A 5,728-nucleotide genomic window follows, 5' to 3' on the forward strand; every position below is an offset into this window, starting at 1 on the left:
GACGAAAGCAGGTATGCCTGAAAGTGTGCGTATTGCCTGAAAACACAACCCGCTACGGGGGAGACTTACCCGAAATCTGATTTATTCAACAAAGCCCGCCCAGATAGAGTAAGATAACCGGAACTTTCCTTCAAAAAAAGAAGCTATGCTATGTCAGATTTTTCTCTTATTCATCGTCCACGCCGCCTGCGTAAATCTGCCGCCATCCGCGCACTCTTTGAAGAAACCAACCTGACGCGCAATGATCTGGCGCTGCCTATCTTTGTTGAAGAAGGGCTGGACGACTATAAACCGGTGGAGGCAATGCCCGGGGTGATGCGTATCCCGGAAAAATACCTCGCCCGGGAAATCGAACGTATTGCCCGCGCCGGGGTGCGCGCCGTGATGACCTTCGGGATCTCCCACCATCTGGACGCCACCGGCAGTGACACCTGGAATGAAAATGGTCTGGTGGCCCGGATGTCGCGGATCTGCAAAGAAACCGTGCCGGAAATGATAGTCATGTCCGATACCTGCTTCTGCGAATACACCAGCCACGGGCACTGCGGTGTGCTGTGTGACAACGGTGTCGACAACGATCTCACCCTGGAAAACCTTGGTAAGCAGGCCGTTACCGCAGCCCGGGCCGGTGCAGACTTTATCGCCCCGTCTGCCGCCATGGACGGCCAGGTGCTGGCCATTCGCCAGGCGCTGGACGCCGCAGGCTTTACCGATACCGCCATCATGTCCTACTCCACCAAGTTTGCCTCCTCTTACTATGGCCCGTTCCGGGAAGCCGCCGGTACCGCCCTGAAAGGGGATCGTAAAACCTATCAGATGAACCCGATGAACCGCCGGGAAGCAATCCGCGAGTCGCTGTTGGATGAAGCCCAGGGCGCTGACTGCCTGATGGTGAAACCGGCGGGTGCCTATCTGGATGTGCTGCGCGAACTGCGTGAGCGCACCGAACTGCCGCTGGCGGCATACCAGGTGAGCGGCGAATACGCGATGATCAAATTCGCGGCGCTGGCGGGTGCCATTAATGAAGAGAACGTGGTGCTGGAAAGCCTCGGGTCGATTAAGCGTGCCGGTGCGGACCTTATTCTCAGTTATTTTGCCCTCGATCTGGCAGAGAAAAATATCCTCTCCTGAAACACCAAGCCCGCCAATTGGCGGGCTTTTTCTTCGTGCTATCACCAGTCTTAGCTTGACGGTATCGCCCGTTAACTGTGTGCGGCCTCTTGCTGGCTAACAACCCATGCCAGGGTTTGCCGGTAAATATCACCCATTATCGGGTTACTCTCCCGGGTGATAATCCTTTGTAACTCGTCGACAATATGCTCCGGTGTGGCGTCGACACCACGCTGTTGTAAATCACGTCTGATGGCGGCAAGAATACTCGAATCAGCAATAAACTGGGGGGGTACAGAATGTTGCTGGCAAGGTACATTAAATTTACTCATAAGACTCTCCCCTAAAAGTTACAGCGCCAGGGAATGCTGGCTGGCATCCGTATTGTCAGATACATCTCAGATATTACTCACAGGGCGCCCGGTGACTACAATGTACTGCAAAGGCTGTCTTCAACTGTAGTTCAGCACCACCCGACAAAACAAATAACTTTTAAGCAAAAGCAGAAAATATATGTAAACTATTAAGATATTCTTATGAATGCTAAGTGGTTTTATTACATTATCCTTTATTGCAAAGGCATGTTATTTTGTGGCGCTAATAATTCTTCCTGGAATATTATTTTTTCTGATAATTACCCGCCAGAATAAAACAATTATTTCAGCAGCAAAAAGAAATAAAAAACACCTTCCCCCCGGGCGACTGGCCGTTGCCGTTAGCCATAAGGGTGATGCCGGCCCACTGCCCCAGACAGCAGACCGGCACCGCCAGCCATCAGGCACGCTGGCGGCGATACAACCGGAACAACAGGTATAGAAAAATCACCCAGCACGGGAGCAAAATCGCCGAAATCCGGGTATCCGGCATGATAAGCATCAACACCAGAATCATGCTTAAAAACGCCAGGCACAGATAGTTACCAAACGGATACCACAGCGCTTTAAACCGCGTATCCCGGCCCAGACGCCGCATCCCGGCTTTAAACTTCAGATGGGCAATACAGATCATTATCCAGTTAAGCAGCAGTGTCGCCACCACCAGCGCCATCAGCATCCCAAAAGCTTTCTGGGGCATCAGGTAGTTAATCAAAATCACCAGCGAGGTTATCACCGCCGACAGCGCCAGCGAGTTAACCGGCACCCCGCGACGGCTGATGCGGGTCAGGAAATGCGGCGCATTGCCCTGCTGGGACAAGCCAAACAACATCCGGCTATTGGAATAAACGCCGCTGTTATACACCGACAGCGATGCCACCAGAATCACCACATTCAGCGCCGAGGCCACCAGATTGCTGTCCAGCTCATGGAAAATCATCACAAACGGGCTGCTGTCTGAACGCACATCCACCCAGGGATACAGCGCCAGCAACACCACCAGTGAACCGATATAAAATAATAAAATACGGTACACCACCTGGTTAGTGGCCTTGGGAATAGACACATGCGGGTCCTGCGCTTCTGCCGCGGTAATGCCAATCAGCTCAAGGCCGCCAAAGGAGAACATAATCACCGCCAGTGACATCACCAGCCCTTTCCAGCCCATGGCCAGGAAACCACCGTGATCCCACAGGTTATGAATACTGGCGCGCTCGCCGCCGTTACCCGATACCAGTAGCCAGATGCCAAAGGCAATCATGCCCAGGATGGCCACCACTTTGATCAGCGCAAACCAGAATTCGGTTTCGCCATACAGGCGCACATTAACCAGGTTCATACCGTTAATGATAAGGAAGAACAGCGCGGCCCAAATCCAGGTGGGAATATGCGGAAACCAGTACTGCATATAAATGCCTGCGGCGGTCAGCTCTGCCATCCCAACGAGGATAAACATCACCCAGTAGTTCCAGCCGGACAAGAAGCCGGCAAACGGCCCCCAGTATTTCCAGGCAAAATGAGAGAACGATCCGGAGACCGGCTCCTCAACCACCATCTCTCCCAGTTGGCGCATAATCAAAAATGCGATAACACCGGCAATGGCATAGCCAATCAGTACCGCCGGGCCCGCCATCTGAATAGCCGGGCCAATGCCTAAGAACAGCCCGGTGCCGATAGCGCCCCCCAGGGCAATTAACTGAATATGGCGGTTTTGCAACCCGCGATGGAGGGCAGTTGCTCCCTCATCGGGCTGCTGTTGCGGTGACGTCGGTTTCACGTCCATCCCCTGTATGGTTTCAAAGGGGCACGTTGTAACACTTTCGCCATTGCGTAACAACCTTAAGGCGGTCCCTCGCCTCACTATTCACCGCCGGGCGGGGTTAAAAGGCGTGGATATAAAGCAGGTTGACGATGGCGCTATTGCGGCTGCGGTTGCGGACTTCCGTCTCGGTATAAACATTGGCGGTGAACTTATCCTGGCGAGAATAGTTCCACATCACCCCGGGGCCAATGGCCAGCACCTGCTCCCGGGAGCCGCTCAGGGTATCGCCATTCACTTTATCGTCGGTAAACTGGCGCAGCCAGTAGCCATTAATCCCTAAATGCCAGTCAGGGACCACTTCCCAGGCGGTGGCAAAGTTCAGGTAGACCATCTGCCCGGCCTGGGTGTTGCGCACCTTCTCACCGTGCCAGTCGAGGGGCTGGCTGCTGGCGGGGCTGGGGTTTTTAAAATTAAACAGATACTGTAAACGCCAGTTCACTGACCACTGCGGCACCGGCAGCCAGGTCACTGACCAGGTGGGATTAAACGCCCACTGGTTCGCCCCGGGGTTAATATCCCGGTGTTTGTCATAATGACCGGTGGGGACATTAAAACCGAGCTCAAAACGATGCACAAAGATAGGCTCCCCCCTGGCATTCATTAGCGGCTTATATTGCAAATAGCTGCCAATAAAAATATCCCCAATGCCACCATTATTGGCCTTCAGGCTGGCGGGCCCGCCGAAATGAGTATTAAACCCGACCAGGGGAATAATCAGATCCAGCCCCAGCCAGGCATTATCAAACAAAGAGTCGTTAAAGGTATATAAAAACTGGTTATTCGCTACCCAGCTATCAATACGGGTACTGCCAAAGGCCTGAATACGATCACCGTTATTATCTTTTAACTGGTTACCGTGGCTATAACGATAATAACCTAAATAGGCAAAACCACCGGGGGCCGCCGCCGGGAAGCCATCATAAAAACTGGTGTAGCCATTATTAATACCCGCCGGTTCATTCACCGTCGGCGTTACGGCACTGGCTGAAAACGCCATTAACAACATCACCGGCAATAAGAATACTGCCCGGCGCACTGCGCCCATCGCAAATCCAAACATGGTGTTGTTCTCTGTCAGTCAAACATGAGGGGTAAACCCGATCCGCCAGTGAGGGCAATCAATGGGCTTCTTTCAGGGCAGTGGCGTCACCCACCTGGCGGGTGGCCGTGCCTTCGGGTAACAGCCGCCGCAACAGGGGGTAACCCGCCAGCGCCAGCAACAGCGTGACCAGGAACCCGGCCGGGAACCAGTGGCTCTGAATCAGCCCGATCCCGACAGCACTGGACACTAGCAGGGTGATGATCCCGGCCCAGTTACAGTTCTCTACCCGTTCCGGCAACTGCTGGCGGCGCACCAGATAAAAATCCGCGATCATCACGCCACACAGCGCCATGGTCAGGCAGCCCAGCCAGGCTATCCAGGCCGCAAACTGGTCGAGGATCCCTCCGGCTATCATTCCCAGGGCAATCAGGTTTCCGGCCACCACCATCAGCGCCCGGCCCGGCCGGACGCGGAATAAAGTATCCACCAGATTCACCAGCGCCAGAGAGCCCGAGTAAGCATTAATGGCCTGGGCCTTTGCCTGGGCCGCATAGATGGTGATAAACCCCAGCATGCCGGCAAGGATGACGTAATAAGCACCGGTGTTACCCATGGCAAAATGGCGCGCCGCCGCCGCCGCGGCCTGATTATCCAGTGACGGGTCCCGCAGCATCAGGTAGCTAATAATCTGCGGCAGACTGCCAATAAAAATCAGCGCCCCGAGGATCAGGGTCAGCACATTTTGGGTCAGCGGGCCGAGGGCGGCAAGAATGGTCACATCCCGGCTGCTGCGGCTATAGCGGCCAAAATCAGCGCTCACCAGCGCAATAGTACCGGCAGTGCCGCCAATCAGCGCCAGCCCGGCTTCAAACTTCGCCCAGTATCCCCCGGGAACAATACCCGGGTAGGTCAGCACCGTGTGTAAGGCCTGGTGGTCAATGGCGATAATCTGGTAAATCAAAAACCCGGTGATTAACAGCGTAATAATGGTGAGCAGAAAAGAAGAACGCAGCGCCAGCTTAATACCGAAAACCGCCAGCAGAACCCAGCACAGCGTCATTCCACCATAAATCGCGCAGCGCATGGCCAGGGTATCCGGTAGGGAAAACATCAGCAGGGTTCCCTCATACAGCAGGGCATTTTCCAGCGCCAGAAACCCCAGCACCAGAAAAGAAAAAATAAACGAGCCCAGTGCCGAACCGGCCACCCCGAGGCCAAAAAAACGCGCTGTCAGGGTGCTCGACATCCCGGTACGGAACGCAATTTGCGCCAGTAATTTACCTAAGGAAGGTGCGAATAAGCAGGTCATTTCTTCCCAAGCTGACTCGCTGATTAAAATTTCGCGGATCTGGGCCGATTTTTTTCCCGCAAACACATCGA

4 protein-coding genes and 1 pseudogene are annotated in these 5,728 nt (G+C 54.2%); 1 reads left to right on the forward strand and 4 read right to left on the reverse strand.

Annotation, left to right across the window (positions count from 1 at the left end; translation table 11 throughout):
* The first annotated feature begins 150 nt into the window (after positions 1-150).
* Positions 151-1,131: a porphobilinogen synthase gene (gene hemB, locus F9C28_RS19645; protein WP_199016933.1), complete on the forward strand. Its 981-nt coding sequence runs from the start codon at positions 151-153 to the stop codon at positions 1,129-1,131.
* 71 nt (positions 1,132-1,202) lie between these two features.
* On the opposite strand, the gene F9C28_RS19650 is transcribed toward hemB, so the two are convergent.
* The 4 genes and pseudogenes from F9C28_RS19650 to F9C28_RS19665 all read right to left on the reverse strand — a co-directional run.
* Positions 1,203-1,442 carry a hypothetical protein gene (locus tag F9C28_RS19650; protein WP_199016934.1) on the reverse strand — a complete coding sequence of 80 codons (240 nt, stop codon included), beginning with the start codon at positions 1,440-1,442 and terminating at the stop codon, positions 1,203-1,205.
* A 442-nt stretch (positions 1,443-1,884) separates the two neighbouring features.
* Complete coding sequence (gene pheP / locus F9C28_RS19655) at positions 1,885-3,261, reverse strand: phenylalanine transporter (RefSeq protein WP_332909437.1); 1,377 nt, start codon at positions 3,259-3,261, stop codon at positions 1,885-1,887.
* Between the two features lie 103 nt (positions 3,262-3,364).
* On the reverse strand, positions 3,365-4,366 hold the full coding sequence (locus F9C28_RS19660) for a SphA family protein (RefSeq protein ID WP_199016936.1): 1,002 nt from the start codon (positions 4,364-4,366) through the stop codon (positions 3,365-3,367).
* A gap of 58 nt (positions 4,367-4,424) precedes the next feature.
* Positions 4,425-5,728 (reverse strand): annotated as a pseudogene (locus F9C28_RS19665) (hypothetical protein); the annotation flags it as partial.

This window comes from Shimwellia pseudoproteus (assembly GCF_016415625.1).
Classification (GTDB): domain Bacteria; phylum Pseudomonadota; class Gammaproteobacteria; order Enterobacterales; family Enterobacteriaceae; genus Shimwellia; species Shimwellia pseudoproteus.

Excerpts from the sequence above, each read along its gene's own strand:
- hemB (WP_199016933.1), top strand. The coding sequence starts at position 151 with ATGTCAGATTTTTCTCTTATTCATCGTCCACGCCGCCTGCGTAAATCT.
- F9C28_RS19650 (WP_199016934.1), bottom strand. The coding sequence starts at position 1,442 with ATGAGTAAATTTAATGTACCTTGCCAGCAACATTCTGTACCCCCCCAG.
- F9C28_RS19660 (WP_199016936.1), bottom strand. The coding sequence starts at position 4,366 with ATGTTTGGATTTGCGATGGGCGCAGTGCGCCGGGCAGTATTCTTATTG.